This window comes from Natronoarchaeum rubrum, from assembly GCF_024494695.1.
Map to the genome: position 1 here is coordinate 144,481 of NZ_JANHDP010000008.1, position 16,306 is coordinate 160,786.

The 16,306-nt window shown below is 68.1% G+C and carries 23 protein-coding genes; 16 read left to right on the forward strand and 7 right to left on the reverse strand.

The window, feature by feature from the left end; translation table 11 throughout:
- Window positions 1-55 precede the first annotated feature (55 nt).
- The 3 genes from NO931_RS18805 (at window position 56) to NO931_RS18815 (ending at window position 1,129) form a co-directional block, all read left to right on the forward strand.
- Window positions 56-250, forward strand: a complete 195-nt coding sequence (locus tag NO931_RS18805) for a cold-shock protein (protein WP_256393900.1) — start codon at window positions 56-58, stop codon at window positions 248-250.
- A 215-nt stretch (window positions 251-465) separates the two neighbouring features.
- Window positions 466-870 carry a DUF5778 family protein gene (locus NO931_RS18810; RefSeq protein WP_256393901.1) on the forward strand — a complete coding sequence of 135 codons (405 nt, stop codon included), beginning with the start codon at window positions 466-468 and terminating at the stop codon, window positions 868-870.
- 58 nt (window positions 871-928) lie between these two features.
- Window positions 929-1,129 carry a hypothetical protein gene (locus NO931_RS18815; RefSeq protein WP_256393902.1) on the forward strand — a complete coding sequence of 67 codons (201 nt, stop codon included), beginning with the start codon at window positions 929-931 and terminating at the stop codon, window positions 1,127-1,129.
- Window positions 1,130-1,133: 4 nt separating this feature from the next.
- Here the strand turns inward: NO931_RS18815 and NO931_RS18820 are convergent, their stop codons facing one another.
- Window positions 1,134-1,568 (reverse strand): Rieske (2Fe-2S) protein, encoded by a 435-nt coding sequence (locus tag NO931_RS18820; RefSeq protein ID WP_256393903.1) that lies wholly within the window; start codon window positions 1,566-1,568, stop codon window positions 1,134-1,136.
- A 219-nt stretch (window positions 1,569-1,787) separates the two neighbouring features.
- Here NO931_RS18820 and NO931_RS18825 point away from each other — a divergent pair, with 219 nt between their 5' ends.
- From NO931_RS18825 to hemA, 4 genes are all read left to right on the forward strand, one after another.
- Window positions 1,788-1,931: a hypothetical protein gene (locus NO931_RS18825; RefSeq protein ID WP_256393904.1), complete on the forward strand. Its 144-nt coding sequence runs from the start codon at window positions 1,788-1,790 to the stop codon at window positions 1,929-1,931.
- Window positions 1,932-2,032: 101 nt separating this feature from the next.
- Entirely contained in the window at window positions 2,033-3,157 is a 1,125-nt protein-coding gene (ahbB, locus tag NO931_RS18830; protein ID WP_256393905.1) for a siroheme decarboxylase subunit beta, read from the forward strand.
- Between the two features lie 68 nt (window positions 3,158-3,225).
- The gene (locus tag NO931_RS18835) at window positions 3,226-3,888 is read left to right on the forward strand and encodes a precorrin-2 dehydrogenase/sirohydrochlorin ferrochelatase family protein (protein ID WP_256393906.1); all 663 of its coding nucleotides are present in this window, start codon (window positions 3,226-3,228) and stop codon (window positions 3,886-3,888) included.
- Window positions 3,882-5,273 carry a glutamyl-tRNA reductase gene (gene hemA / locus NO931_RS18840; RefSeq protein WP_256393907.1) on the forward strand — a complete coding sequence of 464 codons (1,392 nt, stop codon included), beginning with the start codon at window positions 3,882-3,884 and terminating at the stop codon, window positions 5,271-5,273. The genes NO931_RS18835 and hemA overlap by 7 nt, the downstream gene beginning before the upstream one ends.
- Window positions 5,274-5,306: 33 nt before the next feature.
- On the opposite strand, the gene ubaA is transcribed toward hemA, so the two are convergent.
- Window positions 5,307-6,128 carry an SAMP-activating enzyme E1 gene (gene ubaA, locus NO931_RS18845; protein WP_256393908.1) on the reverse strand — a complete coding sequence of 274 codons (822 nt, stop codon included), beginning with the start codon at window positions 6,126-6,128 and terminating at the stop codon, window positions 5,307-5,309.
- Window positions 6,129-6,234: 106 nt separating this feature from the next.
- Here ubaA and NO931_RS18850 point away from each other — a divergent pair, with 106 nt between their 5' ends.
- The 5 genes from NO931_RS18850 (at window position 6,235) to NO931_RS18865 (ending at window position 10,325) form a co-directional block, all read left to right on the forward strand.
- Window positions 6,235-6,636 (forward strand): rhodanese-like domain-containing protein, encoded by a 402-nt coding sequence (locus NO931_RS18850; protein WP_256393909.1) that lies wholly within the window; start codon window positions 6,235-6,237, stop codon window positions 6,634-6,636.
- Between the two features lie 140 nt (window positions 6,637-6,776).
- Window positions 6,777-6,980 (forward strand): HVO_0416 family zinc finger protein, encoded by a 204-nt coding sequence (locus NO931_RS18855; RefSeq protein ID WP_256393910.1) that lies wholly within the window; start codon window positions 6,777-6,779, stop codon window positions 6,978-6,980.
- A 120-nt stretch (window positions 6,981-7,100) separates the two neighbouring features.
- On the forward strand, window positions 7,101-7,259 hold the full coding sequence (locus tag NO931_RS20945) for a DUF7563 family protein (RefSeq protein WP_445668789.1): 159 nt from the start codon (window positions 7,101-7,103) through the stop codon (window positions 7,257-7,259).
- A 62-nt stretch (window positions 7,260-7,321) separates the two neighbouring features.
- Window positions 7,322-9,166: a UvrD-helicase domain-containing protein gene (locus NO931_RS18860; RefSeq protein ID WP_256393911.1), complete on the forward strand. Its 1,845-nt coding sequence runs from the start codon at window positions 7,322-7,324 to the stop codon at window positions 9,164-9,166.
- Between the two features lie 4 nt (window positions 9,167-9,170).
- Entirely contained in the window at window positions 9,171-10,325 is a 1,155-nt protein-coding gene (locus NO931_RS18865) for a M24 family metallopeptidase (RefSeq protein ID WP_256393912.1), read from the forward strand.
- A gap of 13 nt (window positions 10,326-10,338) precedes the next feature.
- Here the strand turns inward: NO931_RS18865 and NO931_RS18870 are convergent, their stop codons facing one another.
- Window positions 10,339-10,593: a DUF7533 family protein gene (locus NO931_RS18870; protein ID WP_256393913.1), complete on the reverse strand. Its 255-nt coding sequence runs from the start codon at window positions 10,591-10,593 to the stop codon at window positions 10,339-10,341.
- An 86-nt stretch (window positions 10,594-10,679) separates the two neighbouring features.
- Here NO931_RS18870 and hmgA point away from each other — a divergent pair, with 86 nt between their 5' ends.
- Both hmgA and NO931_RS18880 read left to right on the forward strand, forming a co-directional pair.
- Window positions 10,680-11,891: a hydroxymethylglutaryl-CoA reductase (NADPH) gene (gene hmgA / locus NO931_RS18875; protein WP_256393914.1), complete on the forward strand. Its 1,212-nt coding sequence runs from the start codon at window positions 10,680-10,682 to the stop codon at window positions 11,889-11,891.
- A gap of 207 nt (window positions 11,892-12,098) precedes the next feature.
- On the forward strand, window positions 12,099-12,245 hold the full coding sequence (locus NO931_RS18880; RefSeq protein ID WP_256393915.1) for a hypothetical protein: 147 nt from the start codon (window positions 12,099-12,101) through the stop codon (window positions 12,243-12,245).
- A 24-nt stretch (window positions 12,246-12,269) separates the two neighbouring features.
- On the opposite strand, the gene NO931_RS18885 is transcribed toward NO931_RS18880, so the two are convergent.
- The gene (locus tag NO931_RS18885; RefSeq protein WP_256393916.1) at window positions 12,270-12,797 is read right to left on the reverse strand and encodes a DUF5817 domain-containing protein; all 528 of its coding nucleotides are present in this window, start codon (window positions 12,795-12,797) and stop codon (window positions 12,270-12,272) included.
- Between the two features lie 133 nt (window positions 12,798-12,930).
- On the opposite strand from NO931_RS18885, the gene NO931_RS18890 reads away from it, so the two are divergent.
- Window positions 12,931-13,272, forward strand: a complete 342-nt coding sequence (locus NO931_RS18890) for a cupin domain-containing protein (protein ID WP_256393917.1) — start codon at window positions 12,931-12,933, stop codon at window positions 13,270-13,272.
- Window position 13,273: 1 nt separating this feature from the next.
- Here NO931_RS18890 and NO931_RS18895 read toward each other — a convergent pair whose 3' ends face one another.
- On the reverse strand, window positions 13,274-13,672 hold the full coding sequence (locus tag NO931_RS18895; RefSeq protein WP_256393918.1) for a winged helix-turn-helix domain-containing protein: 399 nt from the start codon (window positions 13,670-13,672) through the stop codon (window positions 13,274-13,276).
- 103 nt (window positions 13,673-13,775) lie between these two features.
- Here NO931_RS18895 and NO931_RS18900 point away from each other — a divergent pair, with 103 nt between their 5' ends.
- Window positions 13,776-14,396, forward strand: a complete 621-nt coding sequence (locus NO931_RS18900) for a DUF7509 family protein (protein WP_256393919.1) — start codon at window positions 13,776-13,778, stop codon at window positions 14,394-14,396.
- Window positions 14,397-14,399: 3 nt separating this feature from the next.
- On the opposite strand, the gene NO931_RS18905 is transcribed toward NO931_RS18900, so the two are convergent.
- Together NO931_RS18905 and icd are read right to left on the reverse strand one after the other, a co-directional pair.
- Window positions 14,400-14,849, reverse strand: a complete 450-nt coding sequence (locus tag NO931_RS18905; RefSeq protein ID WP_256393920.1) for a GNAT family N-acetyltransferase — start codon at window positions 14,847-14,849, stop codon at window positions 14,400-14,402.
- A 184-nt stretch (window positions 14,850-15,033) separates the two neighbouring features.
- Window positions 15,034-16,305, reverse strand: coding sequence for an NADP-dependent isocitrate dehydrogenase (gene icd / locus NO931_RS18910; RefSeq protein ID WP_256393921.1), 1,272 nt, complete (start codon window positions 16,303-16,305; stop codon window positions 15,034-15,036).
- Window position 16,306 lies beyond the last annotated feature (1 nt).

Genomic DNA, 16,306 nt, shown 5'->3' on the forward strand with positions numbered 1-16,306 from the left:
TACATAAATCTAACCCGCACCGTTTTTATGCTCGTGGCTCCTCTGGGTACATGCAATGGCGAAAGGCGAAGTTGATTTCTTCAACGACACTGGCGGTTACGGTTTCATCGACACCGACGAGGCTGACGAGGACGTCTTCTTCCACATGGAAGACGTCGGCGGTCCCGACCTCGAGGAAGGACAGGAAGTGGAGTTCGAGATCGAGCAGGCCGACAAGGGCCCGCGCGCGAAGAACCTCGTTCGCCTGTAGGTGGCCGACGCCGCGGAGGCGGTTCCGGGCGTCGAGTGGACCTAGTCCGCCGGTCCGCCCGTGCAGCGAGCTTTTCCGTATTTCGCGTCCGATAGCGACGGCGTTGCGACCGACCGCGACGGACCCTCCGTTCTCTCGCTCGCGGGCGGCGTCACGCCTTCGAGACGCGAGCGCCAGACCGTGAGCGATTTACCGCCGCTGGAGCAAGTTCGCGTATGGCCGAGGTACTCGACGAAGAGCTCTACCGGCGCACGAAGCGACTGCTCGAACCCGGCGAGGTCGATCTCAACGGCGCGATCGTCCACACCGACTTCGACGGCGACGACGAGATCGACATGATGCAGGCGACGATCGACGTCGGCGAGATCATCGCCGAACACTCCGGCATCGACCCGAAGGACACGTTCGTCTACTCGGGCAACGACGACTCGGACTTCTCCTCGAACCAGCACCAGGGGCTCACCCTCGACGACGAGGAGTTCGTCTGGGAGTGCCAGCAGCTGCTCCGCGAGGGCAGTTTCGACATCGTGATCTACTACGAGGCCAGCGCGGACCACGAGGCGATTCTGGACGATATCGAGGCGCTGGGCTTCGACGTGACTGGCGTCGAAGGCGAATAGAACGGCGCCACGTCCGGACGCTCGTAACTACTTTGTCTCGCTCGCCGGACGTAGGAGCATGGTCGTTTCGACCGAACCGGTCTGGCAGGAGCTGACCGACGAGTTCGTACAGGAGTACGAGAACGCCGTCGTGTACGCCGACATGGAGCAGGAAACGATTCTGCACGAAGGAGCCCTCCGAATCCTCGCGAACGGGTGGATCGAACTGCCGACCGACCGCATGCTCTCCCCCGAGGCGGTCCACCACATCGACATCTGAACCGCTACAACTGCAGGTGTGACGTAGACCCCGGGCCGTCGTCGTCATCGTCGTCGCGGCTCGGGCCCGCGCGCAGGAACGTGACGTCGTCGTCGACGAGGTACACCTGCCCGTCCTCGACGTCGATCTCGACGCCCGGGAGCGTCGTGTCGGCGGCCTCGCCGTTGTCGCAGTAGCCCGAGCAGGTGTCGAACATCGAGCCGTGCTTCGGGCAGACGACGCCGCCGTCGCGAACGATCGCGCCGACGCCCTCGCGGTAGAGGGGCTGGGCCTCGTGTGTGCAGCGGTTCAACCACGCCTCGACCGGTGGCCGGTCGTCGTCGGCGCAGGGGATCAGAAAGAACTCCTCGTCGTTGCCGTGCTGGTCGCGGACCGTGAACAGCCACGACCCCTCGTCCTCGACCGTGTCGACGCTCGTCAAGCGATAGCGGCCGCTCATGTGGGTTCGTGGGGCCGGCGCCGTGATAACGTCTCGGGCGAATCCGGGCGAGCGGCGACCATCTCTGCAACAGCGAGCGACCCCGCAGCGGCGACCGTCCCGCAGCGGCGTCGCGACGCCGCTGCGACGTCACGCCCGCGCGTCGACAGTACGCCCCGCGCCGCGGCGACCGACGTCGTTTGCCCTGAAAACTAACTGTCGGGACGCGGTAGGGCCCGTATGTCCTACCAGACTACCGTCGGCTGGTCACTGCTGTCCTCCGGGATCGTGACGCTCGTACTGAAAGTGCTCCCCGGCGACTCGCTGTGGTGGGGGATCGGCCTGCTCGTACTCGGCGTCCTGACTCTGTACGTCCGGCAGTAGCGCGGCGTCCGACGGCGGCGAGCGGCGGGCTGCGACCGTCGATATCGGTCACGCCGTCTCGTGCCGAGGGGCTTATGCACCGGCGGTCCTGACCTCCGAGTATGACCACCGACGTCGGCCTCGACGAGCGCGATCGGGCCATCGTCAACGCGTTCCAGGGCGGATTTCCGGTCGTCGAAGAGCCCTTCGAGCCGGCGGCCGCCGCGCTGCGCGAGCGTGATGTCGATCTCGACGCCGACGAACTGCTGGCGCGAGTACAAGAGCTGGACGAAGAAGGCACGCTAACCCGCTTCGGCGCGCTGATCAACGCCCAGGAGATCGGCGGCGCCGCGACGCTGGTGGCGATGCACGCCCCGGAAGACCGGTTCGACGAGGTCGTCGACGCCGTCAACGACCACCGCGAAGTCGCGCACAACTACGAGCGCGAGCACCCACACCTCAACGTCTGGTTCGTGGTGTCGGTCGCCGACCCCGACCGCGTCGAGGAGGTGCTCGCAGACATCGAGGCCGAGACGGGCCAGGAGACGTACAACCTGCCCAAGCAACAGGAGTTCCGCGTCGAGGCGAAGTTCTACGTCGACGGGCCGATCCCCGAGGGCGACGTGGATCTGTCCGATCTCGGCCCCGACGTGACGCCGAGCGGCCGCGATAGCCTGACGCCCGCCGAGCGCGACCTCGTCCTCGAAATCCAGGACGGGCTGCCGATCACCGCGACGCCGTACGCAGACGTGGCCGAAGCGATCGACGCCGAGCCCGCGTGGGTGCGCGAGACGATCAAGCGCTTCGACGCCGAGGGCAAGGTCAGGCGGGTCGGCGTGATCCCGAACCACTACGCGCTTGGCTACACCGAGAACGGGATGACCGTCTGGGACGTTCCCGACGAGAAAGTCGACGAGGTCGGCCCCGAGATCGCGAGCCTGCCCTTCGTCACCCACTGCTACGAGCGCCCGCGCCACGACGGCGTCTGGCCGTACAACTTCTTCGCGATGACCCACGGGCGCAGCGAGGACGAGAGCGCCGAGCGCGTCGAGCAGGTCCGCGAGCGCATGAGCGAGTTCTGGACGGTTGGCGAGGACGACTGGGACACGCTGTTCTCGACGCAGATCCTCAAGAAGACCGGCATCAGGATCGACGAGCGCGCGAGCGCGAACACCGAGACGGACGCCGACGGCGAGGCAGGAACGGACGGCGAGCCCGAGCCGACGCCGACCGGAGGGAGCGAGTAACCGAACGTGTTCGGGCAAACCGGCGAGTGGGGGAGAGACAAACCAGGCGTACGATCGAGAGAACCCAGATGATACCGCTACTCCACGACTTTTCGGGCGCGACGGTGCTGGTCGTCGGCGGCGGGAGCGTCGGCGCCCGGAAGGCCCGGCGATTCGCCCGCGAGGCCGACGTGATCGTGCTCGGCCCCGAGTTCGGCGATCGGGCGTTCGGCGACAGCGAACTCGTCCGCGCGGCGCCCGATCCCGACGAAACCCGGGAGTGGGTCGAGCGGACCGAGCCGGCGCTGGTCGTCGCGGCGACCGACGACGAGGCCGTCAACGAGGCCGCCGCCGAGGCCGCCCGCGACCGCGGGGCGCTGGTCAACCGCGCCGACCGCAGCGGGTCGCGCGACGCCGGCAGCGTCGTCGTCCCCGCGACGGTGCGGGACGATCCGGTCGTGGCCGCGGTCGCGACCGGCGGGACGAGTCCGGCGCTCTCCCGGCAGCTCCGCAAGGAGATTGAAAGCGACCTTGAGGGCGCGGGCGCGATGGCCGAACTGACCGGAAAGTTGCGCGCAGAGCTGAAAGCCGACGTGGACGATCCGGACGAACGTCGGGCGGCGATCAGGGCAGTCGTGCAATCGTCGCGCGTTTGGAAGGCTTTACGTACCGGAGACACTAATGACCGTCAAGTGGCACGGGACGTGATCAACGAGGAACTGGGCGGGGAGCCCGGTGAAACGCCATGCTGACCGGATCGGGCGTGATCACCGGCGTTAGCGTCGCCCACAAGCGGGCGAGCGTCGACGAGGTCGCCGCCGCCGGCGCCGACGACCAGCGAGCCGAGGTCGAGCGCCTGCTCGCCCGGCCCGGCGTCGAGGAGGCGTTCGCGCTCCACACGTGTAATCGCACGGAGGCGTACGTCGTCACCGACGACCCGACGGTCGGCCAGGCGACGCTCGGCGGGTTCGCCGACGAGGTCTCCGAGGACTCGGTGGTGTACACAGACCACGAGGAGAGCCTGGAGCACCTCATGCGGGTCGCCGCGGGTCTCGAGTCGCTCGTGCTCGGCGAGGACCAGATCATCGGCCAAGTCCGCACGGCCTACGAGGACGCCCGCGGCGTCGGCGGCATCGGGCCGATGCTCGACGAGGCCGTCACGAAGGCGATCCACGTGGGCGAGCGCGTCCGCACGGAGACGGCGTTCAACGAGGGCGTGCTCTCGCTGGGCAGCGCCGCCGCCGAGCTGGCGACCGAGGAGCTCGCGATCGAGGACGCGACCGCGCTGGTCGTCGGCGCGGGCGAAATGGGGACGCTGGCGGCCAAGTCGCTGGCCGACCGCGACGTCGCCGAACTGGTGATCGCCAACCGCACCGTCCCGCACGCCGAACACGTCGCCAAGGAGGTCGACACCGACGCCAGCGCGGTCGCCCTGCCGGCAGCCGAGACGGTCGCCGCGCGGGCCGATCTGGTCGTCACGACGACCGCCAGCGACGATCCGCTGCTCGACGCCGACGCCTTCGCCGACGGCGGCGAGACGACCGTCGTCGACGTGGCCCAGCCCCGCGACGTCGCGCCGGAAGTCGCGGAGCTGTCGCCGGTCTCGGTCTTCGATCTGGACGACCTCCAGTCGGTGACCGACGCGACCGAGCGCCGCCGCCGCGAGGCCGTCGACGAGGTCGAGGCGATCATCGATCGAGAGTTCGAGCGCCTGCTCGAACAGTACAAGCGCAAGCGCGCCGACGAGGTGATCGCCGCGATGTACGAGAGCGCCGACCGTATCAAGTCCCAGGAAGTCTCGACGGCCGCCTCGAAGCTCGCCGCGGAGGCCGACGGCGAACTGCCCGAGGCCCAGCGCGAAGTCCTCGAAGCGATGGCGGACGCGCTGGTCAACAAGCTGCTGGCGCCGCCGACCAAGAGCCTGCGCGAGGCCGCTGCCGAGGACGACTGGACGACGATCAACACCGCGCTCCAGCTGTTCGACCCGGACTTCGGCGGCGAAGACGGCCCGCCGGCGTTCGTCAGCGAGCTGCTCGACGAGGAAGCCGGGGACCTGCCGACCGGCGTGTCGACCGACATCCCGGACGAGATCGCGGAGCAGATCCCCGACGACGTCGCGGCCCAGACCGACGACTGAGGCGCGGCTACCGTTCTCCCGGTTACCAGCGAGTTACCGCTCGATAGCGCAGCGCTCGGCGTACTCGACGTCGGCGACCGACGCGATCGCCGGCTCGTCGCCACAGACCGGACAGTCCGGATTCTTCTCGAACTCGACTGTCTCGAACGACATGTCCATCGCGTCGTAGACGACGAGCCGCCCTTCCAGGGGATCACCCCGTCCCAACAGCAGTTTGACCGCCTCGGTCGCCTGTAGGCAGCCCACCGTGCCGGGGAGCACGCCGAGCACGCCCGTCGTCTCGCAGTCCGGGACAGTCCCAGCAGGCGGCGCCTCGGGGAACAGGCAGCGGTAACAGGGAGCGGCGTCGTCGCCCGAGAACGTCGTGATCTGGCCCTCGAACTGGAACACGGCGCCGTGCGTGAACGGGACGCCGGCCAGCGTGCAGGCGTCGTTGACGAGGTAGCGCGTCCGGAAGTTGTCGCTGCCGTCGACGACGAGATCGTACTCCGCCAGCAGCGCGTCGATATTCTCACTGGTGACGCGCGTCTCGTGCGTCTCGACGTCGACGTCGGGGTTGAGCTGGGCGACGAACTCGGTCGCGCTGTCGACCTTCGGCCGTCCGACGTCGGCGTCGCCGTGGATCACCTGGCGCTGGAGATTCGAGCGCTCGACGGCGTCGTCGTCGGCGATCCCGATGCGGCCGACGCCCGCCGCCGCGAGATACTGGATCGCCGGCGAGCCGAGGCCGCCCGCACCGATCACCAGCACGGCGGCGTCCAGCAGGTCCCGCTGGCCCTCGGGGCCCACGTCGTCCATGATGACGTGCCGGGAGTACCGGTCCAGCTGGGCCGGATCGAGGTTCAGGTCGGTCATGCCGGGGAATTGTGGGCAGACTCGCTTAAGACCGAGGGTACGATGACGATCGGCGAGCGCCGCTGTCGAAGCCCTTTACCCCCCACAGCGCCCAACGGGGAGTCAGATGGTCGAAGACGTCACGCCCGACGAGATCGCCGAGCGGATCGAGGACGACGACGCGCCCCAGATCGTCGACGTCCGGAAGCCGACGCAGTTCCGGCAGGCCCACATCCCCGGCGCCGAGAACGTCCCGTTCCCGGAACTGCCCCGCAAAGTCGAGCAGATCGACTGGGACGACGAGATCGTCGTCGCCTGCGCGATCGGCAAGAGTTCACAGAAAGCCGCCCGGATGCTCGAATCCTACGAGGGAGTCGACGACGACGCCGACGTGTACAACCTCGACGGCGGCGTCCGCGCGTGGGACCACGACCTGGCGTCGGGCCGCGACGACGCCGGTACCGACCGGGCGGGAGCAAGCGACGAAGGCCCTGGTTCGGCGTCCGGCGACGCCGACGCGCCGTTCTGATCTTCGAGTGCCGTTCTGATCGCCGGAAGGCGGGTGATCGTTGCACATCCCCGGCCGAGTAGCTACGCTTGGCACGGTAACTGGCAACCTCTGTCACAGTGCCACATTTTAAGTGCGTGGTGTGCGTTGACACACCTTGTATGGCGTCCGCACCCAACGATGCCGGCGACGACGTGCTCGACAGCTTCCTATCGCGTCGCGGTCACGAGACGGAGACAGTGGGATGGGAGCGGAGCTATAATAAGAAGCAGTGTCCGGAGTGCGGCGGCCTTCACGAAACCGACGCGGCGGAGTGTTCGGTCTGTGGCTGGGGGCCGACCGGCCCGACCGTCGCGGACGACTGACCGGCGGGTCGAGTCGTTTCGCCACCACCGGTTTATTCTCGCCGTAGTAACTAGTTGAATACCCGATAGCGTCGACAGTATTATAACTCATTATTTCCTCAGGTAGCGGTGGAGATAGAAATGCCTCGATGCCAGAACTGCGACGCGTTCGTGACGCGGGCGTACGCGCGAGTGTTCACGCCCAGAGGAACCGACGAGCCGCGCGTCTGCCCTCAGTGCGAGGACAAGATCCGCGACGGTAGCGACGTGCGAAAGGCCCGCTCGCCACGTGGCAACTAAATTACGGCGCTCTCGGGGGCGAACCCAGAGGCTTATGGGGTTTCGTGGCGTTACCCATTGTAATGACTGACGCCGATGCGACCGTGACCCGGCTGTTCGGCGGTCCCGGGAGCGGTAAGACGACGGCCCTCCTCGACCGAGTCGACGAGTTGCTCGACGACGACTCGGTCGACGTGCGCGACGTCCTGGTCGTGTCCTACACGCGAGCGGCCGCCCAGGAGATCCGCGAGCGCCTCGCGGAGCGAATCGACGAGAACCCGCGCGCGCTGCAGGGCAACGTCTGCACGATGCACGCGAAGGCCTACGAACTGCTGGATCTCTCGCGGGGCGACGTAGTCGGCGAGTCCGACAAGAGCGACTTCTGCGAGGAGTTCGGCATCGAGTTCGAGGACGAGTACGGCGGCGCCGGCCGCCGAACCGCCCGATCGACGACGCTCGGCAACAAGATCATCGCGACCAGCCAGTGGCTCCAGCGGACCCGCCGCGACGTCGCCGACTGGTACGACGTTCCCTTCCAGTGGGACGAAGAGGAGGTACGCCTGCCCCCCGAGATCGACCCGAACGCCCAGGAGGGCAACAAGTACACGCCGACCTGGCCGAGCGACGACGAGCGGATCGACGTTCCCGAAGCAATCCGGGGGTGGCGCAACTACAAGGGCGACCACGGCCTGACGGGCTTCGCTGATATGCTCGAACGAGTCAAGCAGCGCTCGCTGCTCCCGAACGTCGACTACCTCGTGATCGACGAGTTCCAGGACATCACGACCCTGCAGTACGACGTCTACGAGGAGTGGAAACCCCACATGGAGAAGGTGCTGATCGCGGGTGACGACGACCAGGTCGTCTACTCCTGGCAGGGCGCCGATCCCGCCCTGCTGCTCGACGAAGACGTCGACGAAGACGTGATCCTTCCCAACTCCTACCGACTGCCCTCCGACGTTCTCAACGTGGTCAACCGAGAAATTCGCCACATCGACAAGCGCCAGGACAAGGACCTCAAGCCGCGCAAGGAGGGCGGCGTCGTCGAAGGGATCGAGAGCCCCTCGATGCTCGATCTGGTCCGGAACGTCCGCTCGACGCTGGAGGAGGACGACGACGGGACCGTAATGTTGCTGTTTCGGGCGCGCTACCAGATGTTCCGTTTCATCGACGAGTTCATCACCGAGGGGATTCCCTTCAGCTGCCTGACCGACCAGCGGATGTGGACCGACCGACTCAGCCAGTTCGTCAGCGCCGTCGAGTCGATCGACGCCGACGAACCGATCGACGGGCTCGAAGCCCGCCGGCTGGCCGACATGCTCGCCGACTCGGCGTTCGGCTCGAACGACCGCGATGCGCTGTTCGACGCCATCGACGAGCGCGAGGAGGAAGCCGGCGTCGACGACCTCGTCGATCTGACGATCGAGCCCGAACTGATCGCCGAGCACGTCCCGTTCATGCCCGGCCCGGCGTCGGCGTCGGACATGTCCCGGAAGATCACGAGCTTCCAGTCCAAAAGCATCAAGTCGTACTTCGCGGTCGGCGAGTACCTCGACATGGACCCCGAGCGCGTCCGCGTGGGCACGATCCACAGCGCCAAGGGTCGCGAGGCCGACCACGTGTTCGTCGGGACGGACCTCACCGAGAAGGTCGTCGAGCAGATGGCCGCGACGGTCGAGGACCCGAGCGACGTGCCCGGCTGCGAGGAGTTCACCAAGACGACCGACCCGGTCCCGACGCTGACCGAAAACGAGCGCCGCGTGTTCTACGTCGGCATGAGCCGCGCACGCGAGCGACTCGTGCTCCTCGAAAATCTGGTCGACGGCGCCCCGACGCTGCCGATCGACGTCATCCTGGGCGACGAGCCCAGCGAGGAGCCGATCGACGAGTTGCTCACCAGAGCCCGCCAGCCCGTCGAGGCCCAGTAAGGGGATGGCGGTCGCTCCGACGCCCGACTACGAGCGGCTGGCGAGTAGCGTCGCAGACGCCGACGCCGCGGCGCTCGTCCACGTCGGCGACCGACGCGACCCGGATTTTTCGTACTGCTCCGGCAACCTGGGCTCGGATCGCCGGAGCGCGTTCGTGCTGACTGCCGACGAGGCGCTCCTCTGTCTCCCCGGGGCGGTCGCCGACCGTGCCGAGAGCGCGTTTCCGGGCGACGATATCCGTTCGTTCGATCCTGAGCGGCGCCACCCCGGGCAGACCGCTGCCGACGCGCTGGCCGAGCGGGGCGTCGAGGGGACGGTCCTGACGCCCCCGACGATCGGGCACGACGCCGCGCTGTACGTCGAGCGCGCCGGCTACGAGCTGGCGTCGACCCACGCCGTCGCGCGAGCGCGCGAACGGAAGACCGACGCCGAGCTGGCCCGCGTCGAGCGCGCCCAGTCGATCGCCGGTACGGGGATCGAGCGTGCCCGTGCGGTGCTCGGCGCGGCGACCGTCGACGGCGACTGGCTCGTGCGCGACGGCGAGAAACTGACCGCCGAGCGACTGCGCCGCGAAATCGACGCCGCGATGGCGAACGCGGGCGGCGATCCGGCGCGAAACACGCGGGTCGGCGTCGACGGCCCGCCGACTGATTGCTCACTCCAAGATGCCGACGCCGTCCCGCTCCGCCCGGCCGCGACGATCACCGTCGCCGTCGCGCCGCGCGAACCGGCGGGGTACCACGGCCGTCTCGCGCGCACACTCGTCGTCGACGGCGACGGCGGGTGGGAGCGGCGTGCGAACGTCGCGGTGCGGAATTCGAGGGAGGCCGCGCTCGCGGAACTCGCCGAGGGCGCCGGTACGGCGTCGGCGTCCGTGCGCGGCGAGATAGTCGCCGAACTGGGCGCCTACGGCTTCGACGCCGGCCCCGAGTCCGAGGTCGTCCTCGACGAACTCGGCGGCGGCGTCGGGCTCGAACGCCGGGAGGCGCCGCGGCTCTCGTCGGGCGGCGAACTTCCGGCGGGGACCGCGCTGGCGATCCGACCCGGGCTCTCCGATCCCGAACGCGGACACGTCGAACTCGCCGACATCGCCGTCGTCCGCGAGGGCGACGTCGAACTGCTCGGCGACTGTTCGACGTCGATGGCGGTGAAAAAGTAGCAGTTCGGCCGCGTTACTCCTCGTCCGCGGAGTCCGACTCGTCGGGATCCGGCAGGACGCCGCCGACCATCTTCTCGACGGCGACGAAGGGCAGGTCCTGGGGCGTCGTGAGCACGTGTTCGGCGACGACCAGCAGGACGCCGAGCGCGACGAACAGCAGGCCGATCGTGTTCCCGTCGAGATAGAGGCTGCCGCCGGCGTACACCATCGGGATCGCCACCGCGAGCGTGCCGACGAACGTGATCGACTCCAGGATGCCCAGCTTCATCGGTCGGCCGTACGCCCGTGGCGGGCAAAAGGGCATCGGGACCCGGAAGAGCAACTGTTAGGGGCCGGGCACGCCACGGGGGAACCATGACCGATCCCGCAGACCTCGCGGCGCACGTTCGCGAGGGCGACGTTCGCCTGCACGAACTCGAAGAGCACGCGGACCACGAGACCGCGGCCGAGGCCCGGCGGCGCTACGTCGCCGAGGAGACCGGTGCCGACCTGACGACGGTCGGCGAGTACGCGTTCGACGCCGAAGACGCGGAACCGAACGTCGAGAACATGATCGGCGCTGCGCAGGTGCCGATGGGCGTCGTCGGCCCCGTCCCGGTGGCCGGCGGCGCGGCCGACGGCGACTACCACCTCCCGCTGGCGACGACCGAGGGCGCGCTGATCGCCAGCGTGAACCGCGGCTGCTCGGCCATCCGCTCGGCCGGCGGCGCCGACGCCCGGATCACCGACTCGGGGATGACCCGCGCGCCCGTGTTCCGCGTCGACGGCGTCGTCGAGGGCAAGGAAGTGGTGGACTGGGTGGCGGACAACGAGGACCGACTGCGCGAGGCCGCCGAGTCGACGACCAGCCACGGCGAGCTGCTGGGCGTCGACCCCTACGTCGTCGGCGACTCGGTCTACCTGCGCTTCGCCTACGACACGAAGGACGCGATGGGGATGAACATGGCCACAATCGCCACCGGCGAGGCCTGCGACGTGATCGAGGCCGAGACGCCCGCCGAGCTCGTCGCGCTGTCGGGCAATCTCTGCTCGGACAAGAAGCCCGCGGCGATCAACGCGATCGAGGGGCGGGGGCGTACCGTCACGGCCGACGTCGAACTCGACCGCGAACTCGTCGAGGAGCGGTTCGGCACGACGCCCGAAGCCATCGCGGAGGCCAACACGCGCAAGAACCTCGTCGGCAGCGCGAAGGCCGGCAGCCTCGGGTTCAACGCCCACGCCGCCAACGTCGTCGCCGCGGCGTTCCTCGCGACCGGGCAGGACGAGGCCCAGGTCGTCGAGGGCGCCAACGCGATCACGACGATCGACGACCGCGGCGACGCGCTGTACGCCAGCGTCAGCATCGCCAGCCTCGAAGTCGGAACGGTCGGCGGCGGGACGAAGCTCCCGACGCAGGCCGAGGCGCTGGACGTGCTGGACCTCCGGGGCGGCGGCGACCCGCCGGGGTCGAACGCCGACGCGCTCGCGGAGATCATCGCGGTCGGCGCGCTCGCGGGCGAACTCTCCTTGCTGGCCGCGCTGGCGTCGCGCCACCTCTCCAGCGCGCACGAGGACCTCGGGCGCTGACGGGGGCGCTCTCACTGGCGTCGATACGGAACATCGACCGGTGAAACTGAAACTTCTCCGTTTTCTCCACTGTTGAAGGATTTGCGTGGCGATGGCGACTCGCAACTAGTTTCACTTTCACCGTGCGTTCAAGGCTTGCCTTTAGTGCAAATCGGCCGGTAGGTCCGGACGCGTCCGCACGGGGAGCCCCGGCGGGCGCGCCCATCCATGACAGCAACCGATCGCCGGGACGACGCTCCCGACGAGCAGCGCTGCGCCTGCGAGCGACGCTACCGCTGGCTGGCCCTCCTCAAGCGCGTGCTCCGGATCGTCGCCCTGATCGTCTCGATCTGGACCGCCTTCCAAGCACCGTAGGCGGTGCCGGTCCACCGCCGCCGGTCACAGCAGTCGATACACGCCGCGACTTTTCGAGACGCGGCCGCGCCGGGCGAGCTTCTGGAGACTGTCGCGGACGTACTCCGCGGGAACGTCGCGCTCGCCGGCGTACGCGACTACGTCGTCCTCTGTCGGCTCTTCCAGAGTTCTGAGCCCGTCGAGTACGGTTTCCTTGCGGCTCTGGCCGCCGCCCGCGGATCGCTCCATCGCGCGGTCGGCCGCCTCGTCGACCGCGTCGGCGTCGATGCCCGATCCCTCCAGGTACTCCGTATCGTCGACGACCGCTTCGTCGACCTGCGATTCGAGCTCGGCAAAAGAGTCGACCTCGGCGAACGCCTCGCCGTGGTCCTGCCGGTTGGCGAGCATCGACGCCCGGACCTCGCGGGCGTGGTCCTCGTCGTCGGTTTCGACGAACTTCTTGAGCTTCTCGAACTGGTGGGTCTTGCCACAGCGCTGGCACTGGGCGGTCTGCTGGCGCCCCTCGACCAGCCAGAGCGCGCTGCAGTCGGTGCACCCGACGACCGCGTACATGCGTCGTCGTACCGGTCGGTCGCTAATAACGCCACCGCCGGCGAACGCGAGACGGAGATCGGCCGCGCCCCAGAACGCACGAGGCGACGCCGCCGCCCGAACGCTTAGGTGGGATACCCCGGTAGGGCCCGTCATGGACGTTGTCTCTCCCGCGGACGAAGAGCCAACCGAGGCCGTCGAAGGCGTGCACCTGTCGCTGCTGGCCGGCGGCGATCGGATGAACCTCCAGCGCTTCGAGATCGAACCGGGCGCGGTCGTTCCCGAGCACAGCCATCCCCACGAGCAGACGGGGCTGGTCGTCGAGGGGACGCTGACGTTTGTACTGGCCGACGGCGCCGAGCGCGCGGTCGGTCCGGGCGACACGTACGCGCTCGCTGGCGGCGAGGCGCACGCCGCGGAAAACAGGGGCGACGAGCCGGTCGTCGGCGTCGACGTGTTCAGCCCGCCCCGGACGGACCCCGACTGGCAGGACTGAGCTACCGACCGTAGGCGTCCAGCAGGTCCCGCTCCTCGCGCATGAGCTCACGGACGCCGCGGGTCAAGATGCCCTCGCCCAGCGAGGTCGCGCGGTAGTACGAGTACAGCCCCTCGCTGTCCGGCGTCTTGCGCTTCCGGTTTTCCACGAGGCCGACATCGACCAGTTCGTCGAGGTGGTAGTGCAACGTGTTGGACTCGACATCGAGCGCTTCACGCAGTTCCGCGGCGCTGTGGGGTCCGTCGTCGACCAGCACGTCGAGCACGCGGAAACGGGTCTCGTTGCCCACGGCACGCTGCATCGCGAGGTACTGATCCAGCGACAGCATGCTCCGCTCGGGGAGAATCGACGACTCCGGACGGTCGTCATCGCCGCGCGCTGGGGGTCCACTCTCTGCCATGCTACTCACGACAGTGTTCGTTCCCGGATCGCATAAGCGTTCCCTGACTCAGCATCTACTGATTACATCAACATTTATAAGCTCGACGGGAGAGAGTCGCAGCATGCGCGATCGGATCGTGTCGGAACTCGGCGACCTGCCGTACGGGAGATTTCTGGTCTACGTGATGGGACCCTACCAGGCGTTCGATCCCGACGTGCTCCGGGAGACGACCGACCCCGAGTCAGTGCCGGCATCGATAGACTTCGGAACGCTGGTCGACGCCGAACCGGAGATGGATCGTGACGAAGCGGCGCTCGATCTGCTGTTAGAGGTTCGCGACTCCTTGCGAACGGACGTCGGCGTGAACGCGTTCCTCGCGATCGACATCGATGTCCCACTAGAGGAGATGGACGCCGCGACCCAGAGCGTGGCATTCTCGAAGGCCAGCAACGCGGTCGTGTACGTCGTTCCTCGCGTCGGTGACAATCTCGGCGTCGGAATCGAGGTCGGTTCCGTACTAGAAGCGCTGTTCACCGACGGTCCCGGCGACCACCGGGAGCGAGTGGTTTTCGCCCACGAGTCCGGCGTCCGCAGCGCCATGATCGCGGCGGTTCGAGACCGCTGGGACGCGCGGGTCGTCAGTTACGAGGATCGGGACGAACTCGTCGAGCGAGTACAGCTGTTCGTCCGCGACATCGCCCGCAAGGAACTTCGGGGCGACCTCGGCCGACTCGACGAGTGACGGTTACGCATCCGTAGATAGCGACCGCCGCATCTCGACGTGGGGGATGCCGGCCTCCTCGAACTCCTCGCCGCGAGCTTCGTAGCCCAGCCGCTCGTAGAAGCCCGCGGCGCGCGTCTGGGAGTGGAGTTTCAGTGTTTCGAGCTCCCGCGCGCGCGCCGCGGCGTGCACGGCGTCCATCAGGTCGCGCCCGACATCGTCGCCGCGGCGGGACGCCAGCACGGCGACGCGTTCGACCTTGCCGACGCCGCGAGTCGGGAAGCGGAGCCGCGCCGCTCCGATCGGCTCGTCGCCGTCGTACGCGACGAAGTGGACGGCATCGGCGTCCGGCTCGTCGTGCTCGTCGTACTCCAGTTCCTCGTCGACATCCTGTTCGTCGACGAAGACGGTCCGGCGCACCGCGAACGCGTCCTCGCGCGACGACTCGTCGGCCGCGACGCGAACTTCGGTCATGAAGGTGACGTAGTGAGCGAAGCGGCGAGAACGTTACGACGACGCCCGACCGGGGGAGAGATCGTCGGCGCCGCGGCTACCGGGGCGACGGCAGAAAGAAAATCGCAGAGTGATCGTCCGAGAAGTTGTTTACGACAACTTCTCGATGTTCTGGCGGCGAAGCCGCCAGAGCCCGAGAAGCTCTCTACGAGAGTTTCTCGATGTTGCTGACGACTTCGTCGGCGTACTCGCTGGTCGAGAGCTTCTCGGCGTCCTCGAGGTTGCGCTCGAGGTCGTAGGTGACCTTGCCCGAGGAGATCGTCTCCTCGACGGCGTCCTTGACGAGCTGGGCGGCGTCCTCCCAGCCGATGTAGTCGAACATCAGGGCGCCGGAAAGCGTGATCGCGGAGGGGTTGGCCTGGTCCTGGCCGGCGCGCTTGGGCGCGGAGCCGTGGACCGGCTCGGCGAGACAGCGGGCGTCGCCGAAGTTGGCGCCCGGCGCGATGCCGAGGCCGCCGATCTGGGCGCCGGCGGCGTCGCTGAGGTAGTCGCCGTTGAGGTTCGGCATCGCCATGACGTCGAACTCGTCGGTGCGCAGTTGCATCCACTGGAGCATCGCGTCGGCGAGGCGTTCCTCGACCATCACGGCGCCCTCGGGGATGTCGATGTCCTCCTGGGTCTCCCACAGCGAGTCGGGGGCGGCGAAGACTTCCTCGTCGGGGTACTCCTCGTCGGCGACCTCCATGCCCCACTCGGAGAACTGCCCCTCGGTGAACTTCATGATGTTACCCTTGTGGACGAGCGTGACCTTGTCGCGGTCGTGCTCGAGGGCGTAGTCGATGGCCTCGCGGACGAGGCGCTTGGAACCCTTCTCGGTGATGGGCTTGATGCCGATGCCGACCGGGCCCTCGTGGATGGTCGAGTCGAAGCCCATGTCCTGCTCGACGAAGTCGCGAACCTGCTCGACCTCGTCGGTGCCGGCCTCCCACTCGATGCCGGCGTAGACGTCTTCGGTGTTCTCTCGGAACGTCACCATGTCCATCTCCTCGGGCGACTTCATCGGCGACGGGACGCCGTCGAGGTAGTAGGTCGGGCGGACGTTCGCGTACAGGTCCAGCGTCTGGCGGAGCGCGACGTTGAGCGAGCGGAAGCCGGCGCCGACGGGCGTCGTCAGCGGGCCCTTGAGCGCGACGCGGTGCTCGCGGATCGCCTCGACGGTCTCGTCGGGCAGGTTCTCGTCGTACTTCTCGCGAGCGGTCTCGCCGGCGTAGACGCGCATCCAGCTGATGTTGCGTCCTGTCGCTTCGGCGGCAGCGCTGAGAATCTGCTGGGCGGCGGGGCCGACGTCCTTGCCGATCCCGTCGCCGTGGATGACCGGAATGATCGGGTTCTCGGGGACGTCGAGTTCCTGTCCTTCGGCGTCCGAGGCGGTGATCTTCTCACCGTCGTCGGGGACTTCGACTCTGTCGTAGCTCATG